Source organism: Streptomyces sp. GL_141, assembly GCF_057834385.1.
The window spans coordinates 6,967,452-6,985,661 of record NZ_CM174402.1 but is presented as its reverse complement, the minus strand read 5'-3'; the positions used below and the strand labels follow the sequence as shown (position 1 = coordinate 6,985,661).

Sequence of the window (18,210 nt, the reverse complement as noted above, 5' to 3'; positions counted from 1 at the left end):
CAACGGCGAGCAACCACATCCGCGAGAGCGGCGGCGGTTTAGCCGCAAAGGCGAGCTCAGGCGTCGACCTTCTCCATGACCTCGTCCGAGACGTCGAAGTTGGCGAAGACGTTCTGCACGTCGTCGCTGTCCTCCAGCGCGTCGATCAGCTTGAAGATCTTGCGCGCGCCCTCTTCGTCCAGCTCGACCTGCATGGTCGGCAGGAAGTTGGAGTCGGCCGAGTCGTAGTCGATGCCGGCCTGCTGGAGCGCGGTACGGACCGCGACCATGTCGGTGGCCTCGCTGATGATCTCGAACTGCTCGCCGAGGTCGTTGACCTCTTCGGCCCCCGCCTCCAGCACGGTCTCCAGGACGTCGTCCTCGGACAGCTCGCCCTTGGGCAGCAGCACGACGCCCTTGCGGTTGAACAGGTACGAGACCGAGCCCGGGTCGGCCATCGAACCGCCGTTGCGGGTCATGGCGACCCGCACGTCGGACGCGGCACGGTTGCGGTTGTCGGTGAGGCACTCGATGAGCACCGCGACACCGTTCGGGCCGTAGCCCTCGTACATGATCGTCTCGTAGTCGGCGCCGCCGGCCTCGAGGCCGCCGCCGCGCTTGACCGCGGAGTCGATGTTCTTGTTCGGGACCGAGCTCTTCTTCGCCTTCTGGATGGCGTCGAAGAGGGTCGGGTTGCCATCGATGTCGGCGCCGCCCATACGGGCCGCGACCTCGATGTTCTTGATCAGCTTCGCGAAGAGCTTGCCGCGCTTGGCGTCAACCACGGCCTTCTTGTGCTTCGTCGTAGCCCATTTAGAGTGGCCGGACATCTGCCTGTCTCCTTCGCGTCACCAACAATGTTCGCCTCAGATCCTACCGGGACGCCGTTACAGCCCCGCGCGCACCATGTCGACGAAGTACGCGTGGACCCGGTCGTCACCCGTGAGCTCCGGGTGGAACGAGGTGGCGAGGACATTGCCCTGGCGCACGGCGACGGTGTGGCCGTCGTACGTGGCGAGCACCTCGACGGCGCCGCCGACGGACTCGACCCAGGGTGCCCGGATGAAGACGCCCTCGACGGGGCCGCCCTCGATGCCGGCGAAGTCGACCTGCGCCTCGAAGGACTCGTTCTGACGGCCGAAGGCGTTGCGGCGCACGATCATGTCGATGCCGCCCAGGGTCTCCTGGTCCTCACGGCCGTCCAGCAGCTTGTCGGCGAGCATGATCATGCCGGCGCAGGTGCCGTAGACCGGCATCCCGGCGCGTACCCGCTCGCGCAGCGGCTCCAGCATGCCGAACAGCACGGCGAGCTTCGACATGGTCGTGGACTCGCCGCCGGGGATCACCAGGGCGTCGACCTCGGCGAGCTCCTCGGGACGCCGGACCGGCCTGGCCACGGCGTCAGCCGAGGCCAGGGCGATCAGGTGCTCCCGTACGTCGCCCTGGAGTGCCAGGACACCAATCACGGGGGTGGTCATGGTGATGACTACCAGCCGCGGTTGGCGTAGCGCTCGGACTCGGGGAGGGTGTCGCAGTTGATGCCGACCATGGCCTCGCCCAGGTTGCGGGAGGCGTCCGCGATGATCTTCGGGTCGTCGTAGAAGGTGGTGGCCTTCACGATGGCGGCGGCGCGCTTGGCCGGGTCGCCCGACTTGAAGATGCCGGAGCCGACGAAGACGCCCTCGGCACCGAGCTGGCGCATCAGCGCGGCGTCGGCCGGGGTGGCGACGCCACCGGCGGAGAACAGCACGACCGGGAGCTTGCCGAGCTCGGCAACTTCCTTGACCAGCTCGTACGGCGCGCGCAGCTCCTTGGCGGCGGCGAACAGCTCGTTGTTGTCGTAGCCGCGCAGGCGGGCGATCTCGTTCTTGATCTGGCGCAGGTGGCGGACGGCCTCGACCACGTTGCCCGTGCCGGCCTCGCCCTTCGAGCGGATCATGGCCGCGCCCTCGGCGATGCGGCGCAGGGCCTCGCCCAGGTTGGTGGCGCCACAGACGAAGGGGGTGGTGAACGCCCACTTGTCGGAGTGGTTGACCTCGTCGGCCGGGGTCAGGACCTCGGACTCGTCGATGTAGTCGACGCCGAGGGACTGGAGCACCTGGGCCTCGACGAAGTGGCCGATGCGGGACTTGGCCATGACGGGGATGGAGACGGCCTCGATGATCTCTTCGATCATGTTCGGGTCGGACATCCGGGCGACGCCGCCATCCTTGCGGATGTCGGCGGGAACCCGCTCCAGGGCCATGACGGCCACGGCGCCGGCGTCCTCGGCGATCTTCGCCTGCTCGGCGTTGACCACATCCATGATCACGCCGCCCTTGAGCTGCTCGGCCATGCCGCGCTTGACGCGGGAGGTGCCGATCGCCGACTCAGCGGACTGCGGGGTGGAGGGAAGCGTGCTCACGGATTGACCTCACTCGAAAGGAAGATTCAGGCGCTACTGGCGATCGCGGCTGGCGATCTGGTGGTACTCGACCGAGGAAACCTTCTCGACCAGTCCACGGCAAGGGCCAATGTGCAGCCGGTGGCCCTTTGCGATTTGGCCATTGGGTACAAGTTACGGCCGTTCCGCCAGATCCACCGGAGGCTCGTCGTCCATCTCGAAGGCCAGCGGGAACGCCGCGTGGCCCGCCAGCCGGAACCAGCGGACCTTGCGGTGGCGGCGCAGGGCCCGGGCCGCGCGGACGGAGTCGTTGAGGAACCGCCGCGCCATCGGTACCCGCCGGACCGCCGCCGCGAGCTCCTCGGCGGCCTCCGCGCCGCCCGGGGCCGCCTTGAGCGCGTCCACCTGCCCGACGTCGGCGAACACCGCGCGCAGTGCCTGGCTGAGCTCGCTCTCGGCAACCTCGCGGTGCTCCTCCTCCGCCTGGCGGGCGGCGTGCGCGGCCTCGTACAGCACGAGGGAGGAGGCGGGGTCGAGCACCCCGGAGGTCGCGACCTCCAGCACCACGGACGCCCGCCGGACGAGCTGCGCGTCGAGCGCGGCCCGCGCGGCGTCCATCCGCGAGTGCAGCCGGTCGAGCCGACCGGCGGTCCAACTGAGGTAAACCCCGACGAGGCCGAGGCCGAGGGCAATCCAGACAAGGGTTTCGATCACGGGCCGCGACTCTACCTTTCGACGCGGAGCTCGCACCGCTCAGCGCCGGCGCGCTTCCCGGGCTTCGCCCCGCTGCGCCGGACTCCGTCCGGCGGTGGTCGGGCGGGGGTCCGGGGGCTGGACCCCGGGAACGGCGCCGCACCCGGCAGCGGGTCCGGGGCGGAGCCCCGGGGAACGGGCGAGGGCGGGTGGGGGACTCCGTTCCGCGCAGCGGCACACCCGCAGCCGGGGTCCCGCGGGGGACGGGCCGCCGCGACCGCACCCGGTCCGGGACCCGGCCGGTGGGGTTACGTGTCGCGGGTGAGGCCCAGGCGGGTGCGGAGTGGGATCCGCTCGTCCTCGGCGACCGCTGCCGCGCCGTCCGTCACCGTTTCGTAGACGGCCAGGATGTCCGCCGCCACCGTCGACCAGTCGAAGCGGCGTACGTGGGCGGAGCCGCGGGTGCTCAGTTCCTCGCGGCGGGCGGGGTCGCGGAGGAGGGCGATCGCCGAGGCCGCCAGGGATTCGGGGTCCTCGTTCGAGAAGAGCTCCCCCGCCGCGCCCTGGTCCAGGACCTGCGCGAAGGCGTCGAGGTCGGCGGCCAGGACGGCCGCCCCGGCCGAGAGGGCCTCGACGAGGATGATGCCGAAGCTCTCGCCGCCCGTGTTCGGGGCCACGTACACGTCGACGCTGCGCAGCAGCCGCGCCTTGTCCTCGTCCGAGACCATGCCGAGGAACTCGACCCGGGAGCGGAGCTCGGGCGGCAGGGAGGCGACGGCCTCCTCCTCGTCGCCGCGGCCCGCCACGAGGAGGCGTACGTCCGGGCATTGCGCCACGATGCGCGGGAAGGCCGCCATCAGGACGGGGAGGCCCTTGCGGGGTTCGTCGATGCGGCCGATGAAGCCGAGGGTCTGGCCCGACCAGGCCGGGTTCGGGTCGGCCTTGGCGAAGAAGTCGACGTCCACGCCGTTGGGGATGACCACCGCGTCCCCGCCGAGGTGCTCGACCAGCGTGCGCCGCGCGTACTCGCTCACCGCGATCCGGGCGCTGATCTTCTCCAGCGCCGGCTGCAGGATGGGGTACGCCGCGAGCATGGCCCGGGAGCGCGGGTTGGAGGTGTGGAAGGTGGCCACGATCGGTCCCTGCGCCGCCCAGCAGGTCAGCAGCCCCAGCGAGGGGGCCATCGGCTCGTGGATGTGGACCACGTCGAAGACCCCGTCGTGCAGCCAGCGCCGTACGCGGGCCGCCGACAGGAAGCCGAAGTTGAGCCGGGCCACCGAGCCGTTGTACGGCACCGGCACCGCCCGTCCCGCCGACACCGCGTAGGGGGGCAGGCCGGTCTCGTCGTCCGACGGGGCCAGGACGGACACCTCGTGGCCGAGGCCGATCAGGTGTTCCGCCAGGTCCCGGATGTGGAACTGGACCCCGCCGGGGACGTCCCAGGAGTACGGGCAGACGATGCCGATCTTCACGCGGAGTGCTCCTCGGGCCGGCCGGCGGTCTCCAGATCGTCGATCCACAGCCGCTGGAGCATGTGCCAGTCCTGCGGGTGTTCGGCGATGCCCTGCGCGAAGGCGTCGGCGACCGCCTGCGTCATGACGGCCGTCTTCTCCTGGCGGGTGCCCTTCTCGGGCACCTCCACCGGGGAGTGGATCCGGCCGTACATCTTCGGCGCGTTCCCGTAGTACAGGGTGGCCGGGAGCAGGACCGCGCCCGTCTGCTGGGCGAGCAGCGCCGGGCCGGCCGGCATCCGCGCGGCCGAGCCGAAGAAGTCCACTTCCACCCCGGAAGCCGACAGGTCCCGGTCCGCGACCAGGCAGACGAGCCCGCCGGAGCGCAGCCGTCGCGCGAGCGTGCCGAAGGCGGCGCCGCCGTTGTGCGGGAGCACCTCCATGCCCAGGCTCTCGCGGTAGGCGACGAAGCGGTCGTAGAGGGTCTCCGGCTTGAGCCGCTCGGCGACGGTGGTGAAGGGGACTCCGATGTGGGTGACGGCCCAGGCGCCGGCGAGGTCCCAGTTGGCCAGGTGCGGGAGGGCGACGACCACTCCGCGTCCGGAGGCCAGTGCCTCGCGCAGGATGTGGTCGTCCTTCATCTCCACGTCGGCGCTGAATCGTTCCTTGGCCATGGTCGGCAGGCGGAAGGATTCCATCCAGTACCGCATGTAGGAGCGCATGCCCGCGTGCGACAGCTCGCGCAGCCGCTCGGGCGTCGCGTCCGGCACCACGCGGGCCAGGTTCGACTCCAGGCGCAGCACGCTCTTGCCGCGCCGCTTCCAGGCGAAGTCCGCGATCCGCCGGCCGAGGGCGGCCGCGGCCGGCTCGGGCAGCTTCTTGACCCCGGCCCAGCCGAGCCCGTAGAGCCCGTCGACCAGCTTGTCCTGTGCCTTGCCCATCAGGGCGTACCGCCTTCGGAGGGAGCACCGGCACCGGCGGCCGCAGCGGCGGCGTCGGCCTCCGCCGATTCGCGCCGTACGGTCACCACGCGCTGGATCAGGGTCACGAGCGAGCCCGCCGCGACCACCCACAGCGCGATCGGCAGCAGCAGGCCGATCCACGAGGGGACGCCGAAGGTCTCCAGCCCGGACAGACCGGCCGCGACCAGCGTGATCACGAGGCGTTCGGCGCGTTCGATGAGCCCGTTGACGGCGACCGGCAGGCCGATCGATTCGCCGCGGGCCTTGGTGTACGAGACCACCTGGCCGCTGGCCAGGCAGAAGATGGCGACCGCGCAGAGCGCGTTGTTGTTCCCGGAACCCGCGTACCAGAGTGCGAGTCCGCCGAAGATCGCCGCGTCCGCCACCCGGTCGAGGGTGGAGTCGAGGAACGCGCCCCACCGGCTGGAGATGCCGGCCTGGCGGGCCATGTTCCCGTCCACCAGGTCGGAGAAGACGAAGAGCGTGATGGTGATCGTGCCCCAGAAGAACTCGCCCATGGGGAAGAAGACCAGGGCTCCGGCCACCACTCCGGCCGTGCCGATGAGGGTGACCGCGTCGGGACTCACTCCCATCCGGAGCAGAAATGCGGCGAATGGCGTGAGAACACGCGTGAAGAATGCACGCGCGTACTTGTTCAGCATGGCCTTCCCGGAGGGTCGCTGGGCCGCACGGCCACCACGGCCACCGGCTGGCCCATCGTAGCCAGGGCCCCGGGCCATCGGCGCCGCGCACCCACCGGTTCACACGACGTGGGCCGTTCTCGGGCCGTTCGCCACGTTCCGCACGCCCTGCCGGGTCTGTTTCCCGGCCTGTTTCCGGGCACGTATCCGGACACCTTCCCCGGCACGCTCCCGGACCCGGCCCCTCCGCGTTCCCCTCCGCCGCCCCCGGCCCTTCCGGTACGACGTATGGACGCGGTGTGACGGCAGTGCAAAGCTCGAAGGGGGCCTTTTCCCCTCCATCCCCTCCAAGTCGGGAGGCACGAGCATCGTGGGAGCCGCATCACACCAAACCGGAGCCGCCGGAAGAGCACCGGCGGCCGACCACCCGGCCTCCGTACGGAACGTCGTGCTGGTCGGCCACAGCGGATCCGGCAAGACCACCCTGGTCGAAGCCCTGGCCCTGACCGCCGGCGCCGTGAACCGGGCCGGGCGCGTCGAGGACGGCGCCACCGTCTCCGACTACGACGAGATCGAGCACCGCCGCCAGCGTTCCATCCAGCTCTCCCTGGTCCCCGTGGAGTGGGCCGGAATCAAGATCAACATCCTGGACACCCCCGGTTACGCCGACTTCGTCGGAGAGCTCCGGGCCGGACTGCGCGCCGCCGACGCGGCCCTCTTCGTGGTCTCGGCCGCCGAGGACGGCGACGGGCTCTCCGGGGCCACCCGGATGGTCTGGGACGAATGCGCCGCCGTCGGCATGCCGCGCGCCATCGTCGTGACCCACCTGGAAGCCGCCCGCGCCGACTACACGCAGATGACCACGGTGTGCGGCGACGCCTTCGGGGCGGACGACCCCGACGCCGTGCGCCCGCTCTACCTGCCCCTGCACGGCCCCACCGCCCCCGACGGCCACGCCCCGGTGGCCGGACTGCTCGGGCTGCTCTCCCAGCGCGTCTACGACTACACCTCCGGCGACCGCGTCGAACGCGACCCGGACCCCGGCGAGCTCGCCCTGATCACCGACGCCCGCGCCCGGCTGATCGAGGGGATCATCGCCGAGAGCGAGGACGAGACCCTCATGGACCGCTACCTCGGCGGCGAGGACATCGACCTCAAGACCCTGGTCGACGACCTGGAGCGCGCCGTGGCCCGCGGCACCTTCCACCCCGTCCTGATGGCCGCCCCCGCCGCCGAAGGCGCCCGCAAGGGCCTGGGCACCGTAGAGCTCCTCGAACTGATCACCGGCGGCTTCCCCACCCCCCTGGAGCGCGCGCCGGTCAGCGTCACCACCCCCGACGGCGCGGCCCGCCCCGCGGTCACCTGCGATCCCGGCGGCCCGCTCGTCGCCGAGGTGGTGAAGACCTCCTCCGACCCCTACGTCGGCCGCGTCTCGCTCGTCCGCGTCTTCTCCGGCACCCTGCGCCCCGACGAGACGGTCCACGTCAGCGGGCACGGGCTGACCGACCGGGGGCACGAGGACCACGATGTCGACGAGCGCGTCGGCGCCCTGACCTCGCCCTTCGGCAAACAGCAGCGCACCCTCGCCCACTGCATCGCCGGCGATCTGGCCTGCGTGGCCAAACTCACCCGCGCCGAGACCGGCGACACCCTCTCCGCCAAGGACGACCCCCTCCTCATGGAGGCCTGGTCCATGCCCGACCCGCTGCTGCCCCTCGCCATCGAGGCCCACAGCAAGCCCGACGAGGACAAGCTCTCCCAGGGCCTGGCCCGGCTGGTCGCCGAGGACCCGACCATGCGGCTCGAACAGAACCCGCACACCCGCCAGCTCGTCCTGTGGTGCCTCGGCGAGGCACATCAGGACCTCGCTCTCGAACGGCTGCGCACCCGGTACGGGGTCCAGGTCGACCCGGTCCCGCACAAGGTCAGCCTCCGCGAGACCTTCGCCACCAGGGCCGGCGGCCGCGGACGGCACGTGAAACAGTCCGGCGGGCACGGCCAGTTCGCCATCTGCGAGATCGAGGTGGAGCCGCTGCCGCCGGGCAGCGGCATCGAGTTCGTCGACAAGGTCGTCGGCGGAGCGGTTCCGCGCCAGTTCGTCCCGTCCGTGGAGAAGGGCGTCCGGGCGCAGGCCGCCCGGGGGCTCGCGGCCGGCTACCCGCTGGTCGACGTACGCATCACCCTGCTCGACGGCAAGGCCCACTCGGTGGACTCCTCCGACGCCGCCTTCCAGACCGCGGGCGCCCTCGCCCTGCGCGAAGCCGCCGCCGGGGCCTCCGTGCGGCTCCTCGAACCGGTCGCCGAGCTCGCCGTGCTCGTTCCCGACGAGTACGTCGGCCCCGTCATGAGCGACCTCGCCGGCCGCCGGGGCCGCGTCGTGGGCACCGATGCGGCGGGCACCGGCCGCACCCGGGTCCTCGCCGAGATCCCCGAGATCGAGATCGGCCGGTACGCCGTGGAGCTGCGCTCCGTATCGCACGGCACGGGGCTGTTCAGCCGTACGTACGCGCGACACGAGCCGATGCCGCCGCAGATAGCGGACAAGCTGCGCGAACAGCCCGAGAAGGGAAGCCAGCTGACATAGCATCACCCCGGCCGCCCATCCAACCCGCTTGCGATGGGCGGCATTTACCTGTCCCATGACCACGGGGAGGAATCGGCCGATAGGCTCGTCCGCGCGTGAGGCGGGCAGACCGAACGGGTAGACCAAGCGGGTGGGCCCGCACACGAGCACGACGCACAGCGATGGGGGCAGCGGTGGCGGACGACGGATTCGACTTCAGGCCCGGGGCACAGATCCCACTCCAGGGCGGCGGCGGCCAGACCGCCGCGACCAACGCCCTCGCATCCGCCGCCTACCGGGACGGCGGACGCGACACCAAGCTGGACGAGATACTCAAGGCCAACAACGAGTACCACGAGTCCGTCGTCAAACCCGCCAAGGTGTCCCTGCTCGCCCCCAATCTCGGCGAGGCCTTCTGCCGCGCCGTCGAGGCGCGCACCATCCCGCCCACCCGCAAGCCCCTCATCCAGTCCTTCGGCGCCGACCCGCAGACCGTCGTCGAGCACTGCCTGGCCGCCTCCCGCATCCGCAAGGAGCGCGACCGCAAGCTCCGCATGATCATGCTCGTCTGCGGGGTCGTGTTCCTCCCCGGCCTGCTGCTGTGGCTCGGCCTGTTCTGGGCCCGCAAGGCCCTGGCGGCCTCCGAGGCCAAGCGGGCCTCCTGGATGGGCACCGCGCTCCTCGTCGGCGTCGGCCTGGTGGTCGCCGTCCTCATGTTCCGGCTCCCCGTGACCGGCATCCCGGGCATCTACGTCCGCGCCATGGTCATCGCCCCGGTCGTCGGCTGGTTCCTGGCCCGCCGGCTCTGCGAGGCCACCGCCGAGGACCTGCGCTCCCGCTGGGACGGGCTCCTCGCGGGCGGCGGCGGGGTGGCCGCCAAGATCCCGGAGGCCGTCCCCGGCAACCCCGACGAGAAGGCCCGCGAGGACCTGCGCCACTCCCTGGCCAAGCTCACCGCCGAGGGCCGCAGCAATGCCGTCTTCTACGCCGGCCCCAAGGGCATACTCGGCATGGGCACCCGCTGGGGCAGCTGGCAGATGGCCGAGGAGCTCGCCCCCAAGAACGAGGGCCACGAGATCCACCCGTTCCGCAGCTGGGACGTCATACGCGCGATCGACACCCAGCTGCGCAAGCTGGAGCGCGGCCCCCTGCACACCGGCGGCCTCCCGCCCGCGTCGATCCAGCACTGGGTCGTCTCCCCGGTCGGCGAGGGCGCCAAGGAAGTGACCCGCCCCAGCGGAGCGGACGTGGACACCTTCCTGGTCAAGCCGCACGAGATCACCCGGATCTGCAACGAGCAGCAGTTCAGCGCGGGCAACCGGCACTACCTCGGCATCCAGTACCCGCTCTGGGACGGCCAGCTCGTGATCACCATGCTGGTCACGGTCACCGTGCTCTACAAGACCCTGCGCGTGGAGGTCACCGGGCACGCGCTCGGCCCGGTGCACGGCCTGTTCACCACCAAATCGGCGGCGCCGGTCGACGAGGTCGCCAAATCCGTGCGCTTCTGGGAAACCGTGGAGCTCAAGCGGCCCGTGGTCGACACGAGCGAGGTCGTACGCCTCGCCGTGCGCGCGCCCTTCACCTGGTACCCGCCGCTCCTGGACTTCCTGGGCGGCAAGCTCGTCCTCCCGGAGCCCTTCGGCGTCCGCCACGTCTGGGCCGGCCAGCCGTGGCGCCACCGCTTCATGGCGGACGACGCGATGCGCGCCGCGACCCCGGTCCTGCGGGCGGTGCACACCGCCGCGATGCGGGTCCTGGACGAGAACGGGGTCGACACCGAACGCTTCACCAACCGCTCGATGATCGTCAGCGGTCTGGTCCAGGACGCCGCACCGCGCAAGGCCGACGTCTACGACGCGTGAGCCCGCGCGGACGCCCGCCGGCGCACCCTGGCCGGTGGGCCGGGGCCCGGCCGGTGGGCCCCGGGAACCTAGTCGGAGGGCCAGGCGTCGGCGAGCATCTGGCGGGTGTCCGCGAGGAGTTGGGGCAGCACCTTGGTGTGGCCCACGACCGGCATGAAGTTCGTGTCCCCGCCCCAGCGGGGCACGATGTGCTGGTGCAGGTGCGCGGCGATGCCGGCGCCGGCGGCCTGGCCCTGGTTCATGCCGATGTTGAACCCGTGCGCACCGGAGGCCTTGCGCAGCGCGACCATCGCCCGCTTCGTGAGGTCGGCGAGTTCGAGGGTCTCGGCGGCGTCCAGGTCCGTGTAATCGGCGACGTGCCGGTACGGCACGACCATCAGGTGGCCGCCGTTGTACGGGTAGAGGTTCAGCACGGCGTAGACGTGCCTGCCCCGGGCCACGACCAGGCCGTCCTGGTCCGACATCTCCGGAATCCCGCAGAAGGGACAGCCGTCCCCGGCATCGGGCCCGGTCGGCTTGTTCTCCCCCTGGATGTAGGCCATCCGGTGGGGCGTCCACAGACGCTGGAACGCGTCCTGCGTGCCCACACCGATCTGCTGCTCCGGCTCAATCGTCATGGGATGCAGCATATGACCTTGGCCCCGAACGGCGTGTCGCCGGGGCGAACACCGGTGTGCGGGACGCGATGCTGAGCCCATGAACGATGCGACCGAGACCGGTGACCAGGCCTGGGAGCGCCGGACCGAGCTGCCGCTGTTCTACGCCTCCCTGCTCTTCCTGGCCGCCTACGCGGTCTCCGTGCTGGCCTACCGGGCCCATCCCCTGTGGCGGGACGTCGCCCTCGGAGTGGTCGCACTGATGTGGGCCTGCTTCATCGTGGACTACGTGGCCCGGCTGTACCTGAGCCGCATGCGCCCGCTGCGCTTCGTCCGCGTGCACTGGCTGGACACCCTGATCGTGCTGCTGCCGATGCTGCGGCCGCTGCGCATGGTCAAGGTCCACGACGCGATCCAGGCCAGGCGGAAGCGCCCGCGCCAGGGGCTGTACGCGCGGGTGATGTCGTACGCCGGCCTGTCGGCCGGGCTGCTCGGGTTCGCGGGCGCCCTCGGCGTCTACCACTTCGAGCGCCGGGCCCCGAACGGCACGATCCACACCTTCGGGGACGCGGTGTGGTGGGTGTGCGAGACGCTGACCACGGTGGGCTACGGGGACATGGCCCCGGTCACCCCGACGGGCCGGATCATCGCGGCGTTCCTGATGGCGGGCGGCCTCGCACTGCTGGGCGCGGTGACGGGCTCCTTCTCCTCCTGGATGCTCCACGTGTTCCGCCGCGGGGACGAGGAGGAGCCCCCGGGGACCTGAGGTCCCCGGGGGCTCCGGGCCGTCGTACGACGCTCACTGCGGCGGTCACGGCCGCCGCCCGCGGTCACACCTGGACGCGGCGCTCCACGACGTCCACGAGCTTCGCCAGCGCCTGGTCGCGCGGGACGCCGTTCTCCTGCGAGCCGTCGCGGTAGCGGAAGGAGACGGTGCCCGCGGCCATGTCCTCGTCACCGACGATGATCATGAAGGGGACCTTCAGCTTCTGCTGGTTGCGGATCTTCTTCTGCATGCGGTCGGAGGAGGCGTCCACCTCGACGCGCAGGCCCTTCTTCTTCGCCTCGGCGGCGAACTCCTGCAGGTACTCGATGTGCGAGTCGCCGATCGGGATGCCGACCGCCTGGACCGGGGCGAGCCACGGCGGCATGACGCCCGCGTAGTGCTCCAGCAGGACGGCGAAGAACCGCTCGATGGAACCGAACAGCGCGCGGTGGATCATGACCGGACGCTGCTTGGTGCCGTCGGGGCCGGTGTACTCCAGGTTGAAGCGCTCCGGCAGGTTGAAGTCGAGCTGCACGGTCGACATCTGCCAGGTGCGGCCGATCGCGTCACGGCACTGGACGGAGATCTTCGGGCCGTAGAACGCGGCGCCGCCCGGGTCCGGGACCAGGGGCAGGCCCTGCTTCTCGGCGACCTGCTGGAGGGTGGCGGTGGCCTCCTCCCAGATCTCGTCCGAGCCGACGAACTTCTCCGGGTCCTTGGTCGACAGCTCCAGGTAGAAGTCGGTCAGACCGTAGTCACGGAGCAGGTTCAGCACGAAGGTCAGCGTGCGGTCGAGCTCCTCCGCCATCTGCTCCTTGGTGCAGTAGATGTGCGCGTCGTCCTGGGTGAAACCGCGCGAGCGGGTCAGGCCGTGCACGACGCCGGACTTCTCGTACCGGTACACGGTGCCGAACTCGAAGAGGCGCAGCGGCAGTTCGCGGTAGGAGCGGCCGCGCGCATCGAAGATCAGGTTGTGCATCGGGCAGTTCATGGGCTTGAGGTAGTAGTCGGTACCACCGTCGAGCTGCATGGGGGGGTACATGCCCTCCGCGTACCAGTCCAGGTGGCCGCTCTTCTCGAAGAGGGTGCCCTTGGTGGCGTGCGGGGTGTAGACGAACTCGTAGCCCTCTTCCTCGTGCCGCTTGCGCGAGTAGTCCTCCATGGTGCGGCGGATGACGCCGCCCCGCGGGTGGAAGACGGCCAGGCCGGAGCCGATCTCGTCCTGTACGGAGAACAGGTCGAGCTCGGTGCCGAGCTTGCGGTGGTCGCGCTTCTCGGCCTCCACGAGGAAGTCGAGGTGGGCCTTCAGCTCCTCCTTCGACGGCCACGCGGTGCCGTAGATGCGCTGGAGCATCGGGTTCTTCTCGCTGCCGCGCCAGTAGGCGGCGGCGTTGCGCATCAGCTTGAAGGCGGGGATGTTGCGGGTGGTGGGCAGGTGGGGACCGCGGCAGAGGTCCTTCCAGCACAGGTCGCCGGTCTTGGCGTCGAAGTTGTCGTAGATGGTCAGCTCGCCGCCGCCCACCTCGACGTTCGCGCCGTCGTCGGTCGAGGCCGAACCCTTGATGCCGATGAGTTCCAGCTTGTAGGGCTCGTGTCCGAGCTCCTCGCGGGCCGCCTCGTCGGTGACGACGCGGCGGGCGAAGCGCTGGCCGCGCTTCTGGATCTCCTGCATCTTCTTCTCGATGGCCTTGAGGTCATCGGGGGTGAAGGGCTTCGCGACGTCGAAGTCGTAGTAGAAGCCGTCCCGGACCGGCGGGCCGATGCCCAGCTTGGCCTCGGGGAAGAGCTCCTGCACGGCCTGCGCCATGACGTGCGCGGTGGAGTGGCGCAGGATGTCGAGGCCGTCGGGAGAGGAGATCTCCACGGGCTCGACGGTCTCGCCGTCCTTCACCTCGTACGCGAGGTCCTTCAGCTCACCGGCGATGCGCGCGGCGACGATGGTGCGCTCGCCGGCGAAGAGCTCTGCCGCCGTAGTGCCCGTGGCCACCACGCGCTCGTCCCGCTCGGAATCGCGTTGGATGATCACACGGACGTCTGACACCGGTCTGCTCCTGACTCAGGGGGTGCGCGAGCGGATCACTGCGCGTCTGAATCGTACCGAGCGGATGGGCCGCGCCGCTAAACGGTTACCGCCCGGAGCCGATCCCCGCACCTCCGTACGGTGGGGGTTCCCCCTCCCGCACCCCGATCCCGCACCCCGAAGGGCCTCCTTACATGCCGAGCGCACACCCGTGCCCGCTGGACCTGACCGACGACTCCACCGCGTCCGCCGTGCACCGGATCGGCAGGGCCGCGTACGCGGTGGAGGCGGAGCTGATCGGCTTCGGCGGCATCCCGGCGCTCCGCGAGAGCCTCGCGGAGCTGCGGGCGCGCCCCCTGAACTGGATCGGCGCGGTGTCCGGGGGCGGCGAGATCGCCGGCTTCCTCGCCTGGGGGGAGGAGCCGGACGGCGGGGTCCACCTGGACCGGCTGTGCGTGGACCCGGCCCGGTTCCGCCGGGGGATCGCCTCGCTGCTGCTGCGCCACGTCCTGACCGACGTGCTCCCGCACCGCACGGTCACGGTCACCACGGGCGCGGACAACACCCCCGCGGTGACCCTGTACGAACGCTCCGGCTTCACCCGCGGCGCGGACTTCTCCCCGGCTCCGGGCCTGCGCATGGCGTCCTTCACCCGCGCCGCAAGCTGAGCCGGCCCTCAAGCCCCGAGTCGGCCGAGTCAGTCGGGCCGGCCGTCCGAGTCAGTCGTCCGAGTCCGACGGCAGGACGTCCCCCGCGTCGAGGGACTCGTCCAGGGACTTCATCAGCCGGTCCCGCTCGACCTCGTCCAGCGGGACCGGACGGACGTCCGCCGCGTCCGTCAGCCGGCGGAACCCGCCCCGCCGCTGCAAGCGCCCGCTGACCCGGATCGGCAGGCCGACCAGGTGCGCGTGGCCCGCCACCCGGTACGACTCCTCGTCGAGCACGACCCGGACGTACGGGATCTCCGCCCCGGCCAGGACCCGCAGCCGGACCGTTCCCCCGCCGCCCGGGGCCGACCTCCGCATCCGGACCACCGCTCCGGCCACCCGGACCGGCACCGCCGGCTCGTCCCTCGTGTACCGCGCGGCCGCCTCCCGGAGCACCGGGAGGTCGCCGGGCGAGAACTCCACCGGCTCCGGCCGGGCCGCGCACCCCGCCGGGACCCCCGCCGCCGGGGCCCACGCGAGGGCCACCCGGGCCCCCTCCGAGCCGTGGACCAGCGAGATGAGCGCCTCGGCGAGCTCCCGGCTGACCCCGGCCTCGACCGCCGCGTCGAAGGCTTCCATGCCGCCGGTGGCCCGCTGGTAGTCCACGGCCTCGCGGGCGGCGTGCAGCGCGTGGTGCAGTCGGGTCACCGTCCCCCGTCCCCCGTCGACGGGGACGTACGCGGTCAGCCGCCGGCCGCCCGGAGCCGGCCCGACCAGGACCCCGTCCAGCGCCCGCTCCGCCTGGCCGCGGTGCCGGGCTCCGTAGTACCCGGCCCGCGCCCGGTCGGCCAGCGCCCCGGCGAGGAGCAGCTGGCGGGCGGCCGAGCGGAGCTGTTCCTGGACGGTCCAGTCGGCCTCGCCCTGGAGTCCGTACGCCCCTCGCGGGATCTCGCGCTCCCAGCGGATCTCGTCGCTCGGCACGCTGAGCCCGTACAGCACCTCGCGCGCCGACGGCAGCGCGCTGCGCGAGAGGGCGGTGAGCGCCTCTTCGAGCAGGTCGGCGCAGTCGGGGAAGGCCCGGCTCTCGGGGACGAGGAGGCTGGTGCCGCCGCTGCCCGTGGCGTACGGGGCGGGCGGCGTCCAGCGCCCGTACCGCCCGGCGGCGCCGCCGCGGCGCAGCCAGCCGTGCCGGTGCAGCAGGGCGCCGAGCACGAGCGGATCGACCTGCGCGGGATCGGGGGCTCCCGCGGCGAACTCCGGTGAGGAGAGCGGCTCCAGGTGCGGTGACTGCCAGTTCATCAAGGTGTCCCTCCCGACCCGACCCGGGTCATGATCTCGCAGAGCGCCCGGTCGTCGAAGATCCGCGTGGTCGGGATCCGTACGGTGGTCCGGCGCCGGCCGGTCACGGGGTGCCCGGCGAGATTGGTCCAGTAGCAGCAGTGCCGCAGGTCGAGCCGGTCCTGACCGGCGCTCAGCCATTGGTCGCGTTCCCGCGGGACGAGCATCACGACGAGGATCTTGTGCACGGCGACCGGGGTGCGGGCCAGCTTCACCAGGTGCTCGTTGTCGAGGGTGAAGCCGAAGGTGGGCCCGGCCGGTCTGGGCGGTATCTGGTAGGTCGCCTTGAGCTGGACCTTGATGGTCACCTCGTCGTCGACGACGTGCTCGGGGGCTCCGTGGCTGACGTGCCAGTCGATGCCGTTGTCGGGAAAGGGCTGGGACAGCGAGCAGCCGGCCGCTGCGACGACGGCGTGCAGGTATCCCACCTGAAGGGTCTCCATGCAGGCGGTGGTGGCGAGTGTGCCGCGCAGCGGTCCGCTCCGCGGGTCGGTCCGCGGATCGATCTGCCCCGCGAGCACCCCGCCCGGTTCGGGCTGCGCGAGCGCCATGGCCGGCTCCCCATGCCTTCCGGGCTGTCACGTTCGCACGCGGCCGTGGCAGGTCGCGTCAGGTCCGTTTCAGGGTGTCGGGGTTGACGACCGGTCATGTGTGCGGTCCCCCAGTTGAGTTGTCTCCGCAGTCGGCGCCCCGCAAACGGCGTACGGGGCAAAGAGCCCGGGTATCACCGTTTCGGGCAAGGGTGGCGGGGCCTGGGGCGCGGTGCCCGGGTGGGGCCATCTGCCGACGGGTGACGAGGAGTTCGCCATGACACGCTGGTACGAGGGCCCGCTGGCCGCATTCGACACGGAGACGACCGGGGTGGACGTGGAACGGGACCGGATCGTGTCCGCCGCGCTCATCGTGCAGGAGTGCGCGGGCGGCCGGATCCGCTCGACGCGCTGGCTGGTCAATCCCGGCATCCCGGTACCCCCGGGGGCCACGGAAGTGCACGGTCTGACCGACGACCACCTCCAGCGCAACGGGCGGTGGCCCGCGCCGGTGGTGGAGGAGATAGCCCGCGCGCTCGGGGAGCAGCAGACGGCGGGGAGGCCGGTGGTGGTGATGAACGCGCCGTTCGATCTGACGCTGCTGGACCGGGAGTTGCGCCGCCACCGGGCGTCCTCGCTGGCCCGGTACCTGGACAACCGGCCGCTGACGGTGCTGGATCCGCGGGTGCTGGACAAGCATCTGGACCGCTACCGCAAGGGGCGCCGGACGCTGACGGATCTGTGCGCGCACTACGGGATAGAGCTGGAGGGGGCCCATGACGCGGGCGCGGACGCGCTGGCGTCCCTGGAGCTCGTACGGGCCGTGGGGCGCAGGTTCGCGGGCCGGCTGGAGCGGCTGACGCCGGCGGAGCTGCACACGCTCCAGCAGGTGTGGCACGCGGCGCAGGCGCGGGGACTTCAGGCGTGGTTCGCACGGCAGGGCACGCCGGAGTCGGTGGATCCGCACTGGCCGCTGCGGCCGGAGCTGCCCGCGGCGGCGTGAGGTCCGGACGGCACGGGTCCGGACGGCAGGGGCCGGGACGGCAGGGGTCCGTACCGAAAAAGGGCCCGTACATGCGGAAGGCCGGTCCGTCATCAGACGGACCGGCCTGTCCCGGTGGGCGATACTGGGATCGAACCAGTGACCCCTTCGGTGTGAACGAAGTGCTCTCCCGCTGAGCTAATCGCCCGGGAACGGTGTGAACAATACAGAAGGCTCGGGGCTGGTTCAAACCGCTTCCGGCCGGGCCGCCAGATGTGCGGCGAGCCCGCGCCGCCCGGCCCGCATCATCAGGGTGTGGTTGAGCCGGAACACCGGCCGCCCGGGGAACGCGAGCAGGCGCATCAGGGGGCGGCGCACCTCGACCTCCTGCTCGTACAGGGCCCGTGTTCCGCCGGGCCGCGACCGTACGGTCCAGCGCGCCCAGCCCTCCAGGTCACCGAGCAGGGCGACCTCCAGGATGCCGCGCACGGGGTCCCGCAGGAGTTCGGCCGCGCCCACGCGCAGGGTGTACGGGAGGGCGGAGCGGATGAAGGCGGTGCCGCTGCTCCCGTCGGCGGCGGGGGCGACGGCGCGGATCTGGGGCCACCACTGGGGGTAGCACTCGGGGCGCTCCAGGACGGCGTAGACGCGGGCGGGTGCGGCGTCGAGGTCCCACACGCTGCGGAAGCGGTAACGGGTCCACCGGTCGGCGGGGTTGGCGGGGACGGCGCGGCCGGCCTGGCCGCCGCCCCGCGCGGCGCCGGGGCCGCCGGTGCGGCTGCTTCGGTCCATGC

17 protein-coding genes and 1 tRNA gene are annotated in these 18,210 nt (G+C 71.7%); 5 read left to right on the top strand and 13 right to left on the bottom strand.

Annotation, left to right across the window (positions count from 1 at the left end; genetic code table 11):
• Positions 1 to 56: 56 nt before the first annotated feature.
• The 7 genes from AC3IX6_RS31130 to pgsA form a co-directional block, all read right to left on the bottom strand.
• Positions 57 to 809 carry a YebC/PmpR family DNA-binding transcriptional regulator gene (locus AC3IX6_RS31130; RefSeq protein ID WP_243334244.1) on the bottom strand — a complete coding sequence of 251 codons (753 nt, stop codon included), beginning with the start codon at positions 807 to 809 and terminating at the stop codon, positions 57 to 59.
• A gap of 57 nt (positions 810 to 866) precedes the next feature.
• A complete protein-coding gene (gene pdxT / locus AC3IX6_RS31125; RefSeq protein ID WP_489366566.1) occupies positions 867 to 1,457 on the bottom strand; it encodes a pyridoxal 5'-phosphate synthase glutaminase subunit PdxT in 591 nt (196 codons plus the stop codon).
• A gap of 8 nt (positions 1,458 to 1,465) precedes the next feature.
• The gene (gene pdxS, locus AC3IX6_RS31120; RefSeq protein WP_030294529.1) at positions 1,466 to 2,383 is read right to left on the bottom strand and encodes a pyridoxal 5'-phosphate synthase lyase subunit PdxS; all 918 of its coding nucleotides are present in this window, start codon (positions 2,381 to 2,383) and stop codon (positions 1,466 to 1,468) included.
• Positions 2,384 to 2,536: 153 nt separating this feature from the next.
• Positions 2,537 to 3,076: a hypothetical protein gene (locus AC3IX6_RS31115; protein WP_489366564.1), complete on the bottom strand. Its 540-nt coding sequence runs from the start codon at positions 3,074 to 3,076 to the stop codon at positions 2,537 to 2,539.
• Between the two features lie 287 nt (positions 3,077 to 3,363).
• A complete protein-coding gene (locus AC3IX6_RS31110; RefSeq protein ID WP_489366562.1) occupies positions 3,364 to 4,527 on the bottom strand; it encodes a glycosyltransferase family 4 protein in 1,164 nt (387 codons plus the stop codon).
• Complete coding sequence (locus AC3IX6_RS31105; RefSeq protein ID WP_489366560.1) at positions 4,524 to 5,447, bottom strand: phosphatidylinositol mannoside acyltransferase; 924 nt, start codon at positions 5,445 to 5,447, stop codon at positions 4,524 to 4,526. Before AC3IX6_RS31105 ends, AC3IX6_RS31110 begins: the two co-directional genes overlap by 4 nt.
• Positions 5,447 to 6,130: a phosphatidylinositol phosphate synthase gene (pgsA, locus tag AC3IX6_RS31100; protein ID WP_489366559.1), complete on the bottom strand. Its 684-nt coding sequence runs from the start codon at positions 6,128 to 6,130 to the stop codon at positions 5,447 to 5,449. The genes AC3IX6_RS31105 and pgsA overlap by 1 nt, the downstream gene beginning before the upstream one ends.
• A gap of 349 nt (positions 6,131 to 6,479) precedes the next feature.
• Here pgsA and AC3IX6_RS31095 point away from each other — a divergent pair, with 349 nt between their 5' ends.
• Together AC3IX6_RS31095 and AC3IX6_RS31090 are read left to right on the top strand one after the other, a co-directional pair.
• Complete coding sequence (locus AC3IX6_RS31095; protein WP_489366558.1) at positions 6,480 to 8,693, top strand: elongation factor G-like protein EF-G2; 2,214 nt, start codon at positions 6,480 to 6,482, stop codon at positions 8,691 to 8,693.
• Between the two features lie 173 nt (positions 8,694 to 8,866).
• Complete coding sequence (locus AC3IX6_RS31090) at positions 8,867 to 10,537, top strand: hypothetical protein (RefSeq protein WP_489366557.1); 1,671 nt, start codon at positions 8,867 to 8,869, stop codon at positions 10,535 to 10,537.
• A gap of 68 nt (positions 10,538 to 10,605) precedes the next feature.
• Here the strand turns inward: AC3IX6_RS31090 and AC3IX6_RS31085 are convergent, their stop codons facing one another.
• On the bottom strand, positions 10,606 to 11,166 hold the full coding sequence (locus AC3IX6_RS31085; RefSeq protein ID WP_489366555.1) for an HIT family protein: 561 nt from the start codon (positions 11,164 to 11,166) through the stop codon (positions 10,606 to 10,608).
• 67 nt (positions 11,167 to 11,233) lie between these two features.
• On the opposite strand from AC3IX6_RS31085, the gene AC3IX6_RS31080 reads away from it, so the two are divergent.
• On the top strand, positions 11,234 to 11,899 hold the full coding sequence (locus AC3IX6_RS31080; RefSeq protein ID WP_489366554.1) for a potassium channel family protein: 666 nt from the start codon (positions 11,234 to 11,236) through the stop codon (positions 11,897 to 11,899).
• A 64-nt stretch (positions 11,900 to 11,963) separates the two neighbouring features.
• On the opposite strand, the gene thrS is transcribed toward AC3IX6_RS31080, so the two are convergent.
• Positions 11,964 to 13,940, bottom strand: a complete 1,977-nt coding sequence (gene thrS / locus AC3IX6_RS31075) for a threonine--tRNA ligase (RefSeq protein ID WP_327307667.1) — start codon at positions 13,938 to 13,940, stop codon at positions 11,964 to 11,966.
• A gap of 173 nt (positions 13,941 to 14,113) precedes the next feature.
• Here thrS and AC3IX6_RS31070 point away from each other — a divergent pair, with 173 nt between their 5' ends.
• On the top strand, positions 14,114 to 14,587 hold the full coding sequence (locus tag AC3IX6_RS31070; RefSeq protein ID WP_489366552.1) for a GNAT family N-acetyltransferase: 474 nt from the start codon (positions 14,114 to 14,116) through the stop codon (positions 14,585 to 14,587).
• Positions 14,588 to 14,638: 51 nt separating this feature from the next.
• Here AC3IX6_RS31070 and AC3IX6_RS31065 read toward each other — a convergent pair whose 3' ends face one another.
• Positions 14,639 to 15,865: a hypothetical protein gene (locus AC3IX6_RS31065; RefSeq protein WP_489366551.1), complete on the bottom strand. Its 1,227-nt coding sequence runs from the start codon at positions 15,863 to 15,865 to the stop codon at positions 14,639 to 14,641.
• On the bottom strand, positions 15,865 to 16,455 hold the full coding sequence (locus AC3IX6_RS31060; protein ID WP_489366549.1) for a DUF4365 domain-containing protein: 591 nt from the start codon (positions 16,453 to 16,455) through the stop codon (positions 15,865 to 15,867). Before AC3IX6_RS31060 ends, AC3IX6_RS31065 begins: the two co-directional genes overlap by 1 nt.
• Before the next feature lie 256 nt (positions 16,456 to 16,711).
• On the opposite strand from AC3IX6_RS31060, the gene AC3IX6_RS31055 reads away from it, so the two are divergent.
• On the top strand, positions 16,712 to 17,437 hold the full coding sequence (locus AC3IX6_RS31055; protein WP_489366548.1) for a 3'-5' exonuclease: 726 nt from the start codon (positions 16,712 to 16,714) through the stop codon (positions 17,435 to 17,437).
• A gap of 115 nt (positions 17,438 to 17,552) precedes the next feature.
• Here AC3IX6_RS31055 and AC3IX6_RS31050 read toward each other — a convergent pair.
• Positions 17,553 to 17,624 (bottom strand) — tRNA-Val (locus tag AC3IX6_RS31050).
• Positions 17,625 to 17,662: 38 nt separating this feature from the next.
• Entirely contained in the window at positions 17,663 to 18,208 is a 546-nt protein-coding gene (locus tag AC3IX6_RS31045) for an SRPBCC family protein (protein WP_489366547.1), read from the bottom strand.
• Positions 18,209 to 18,210: the final 2 nt, after the last annotated feature.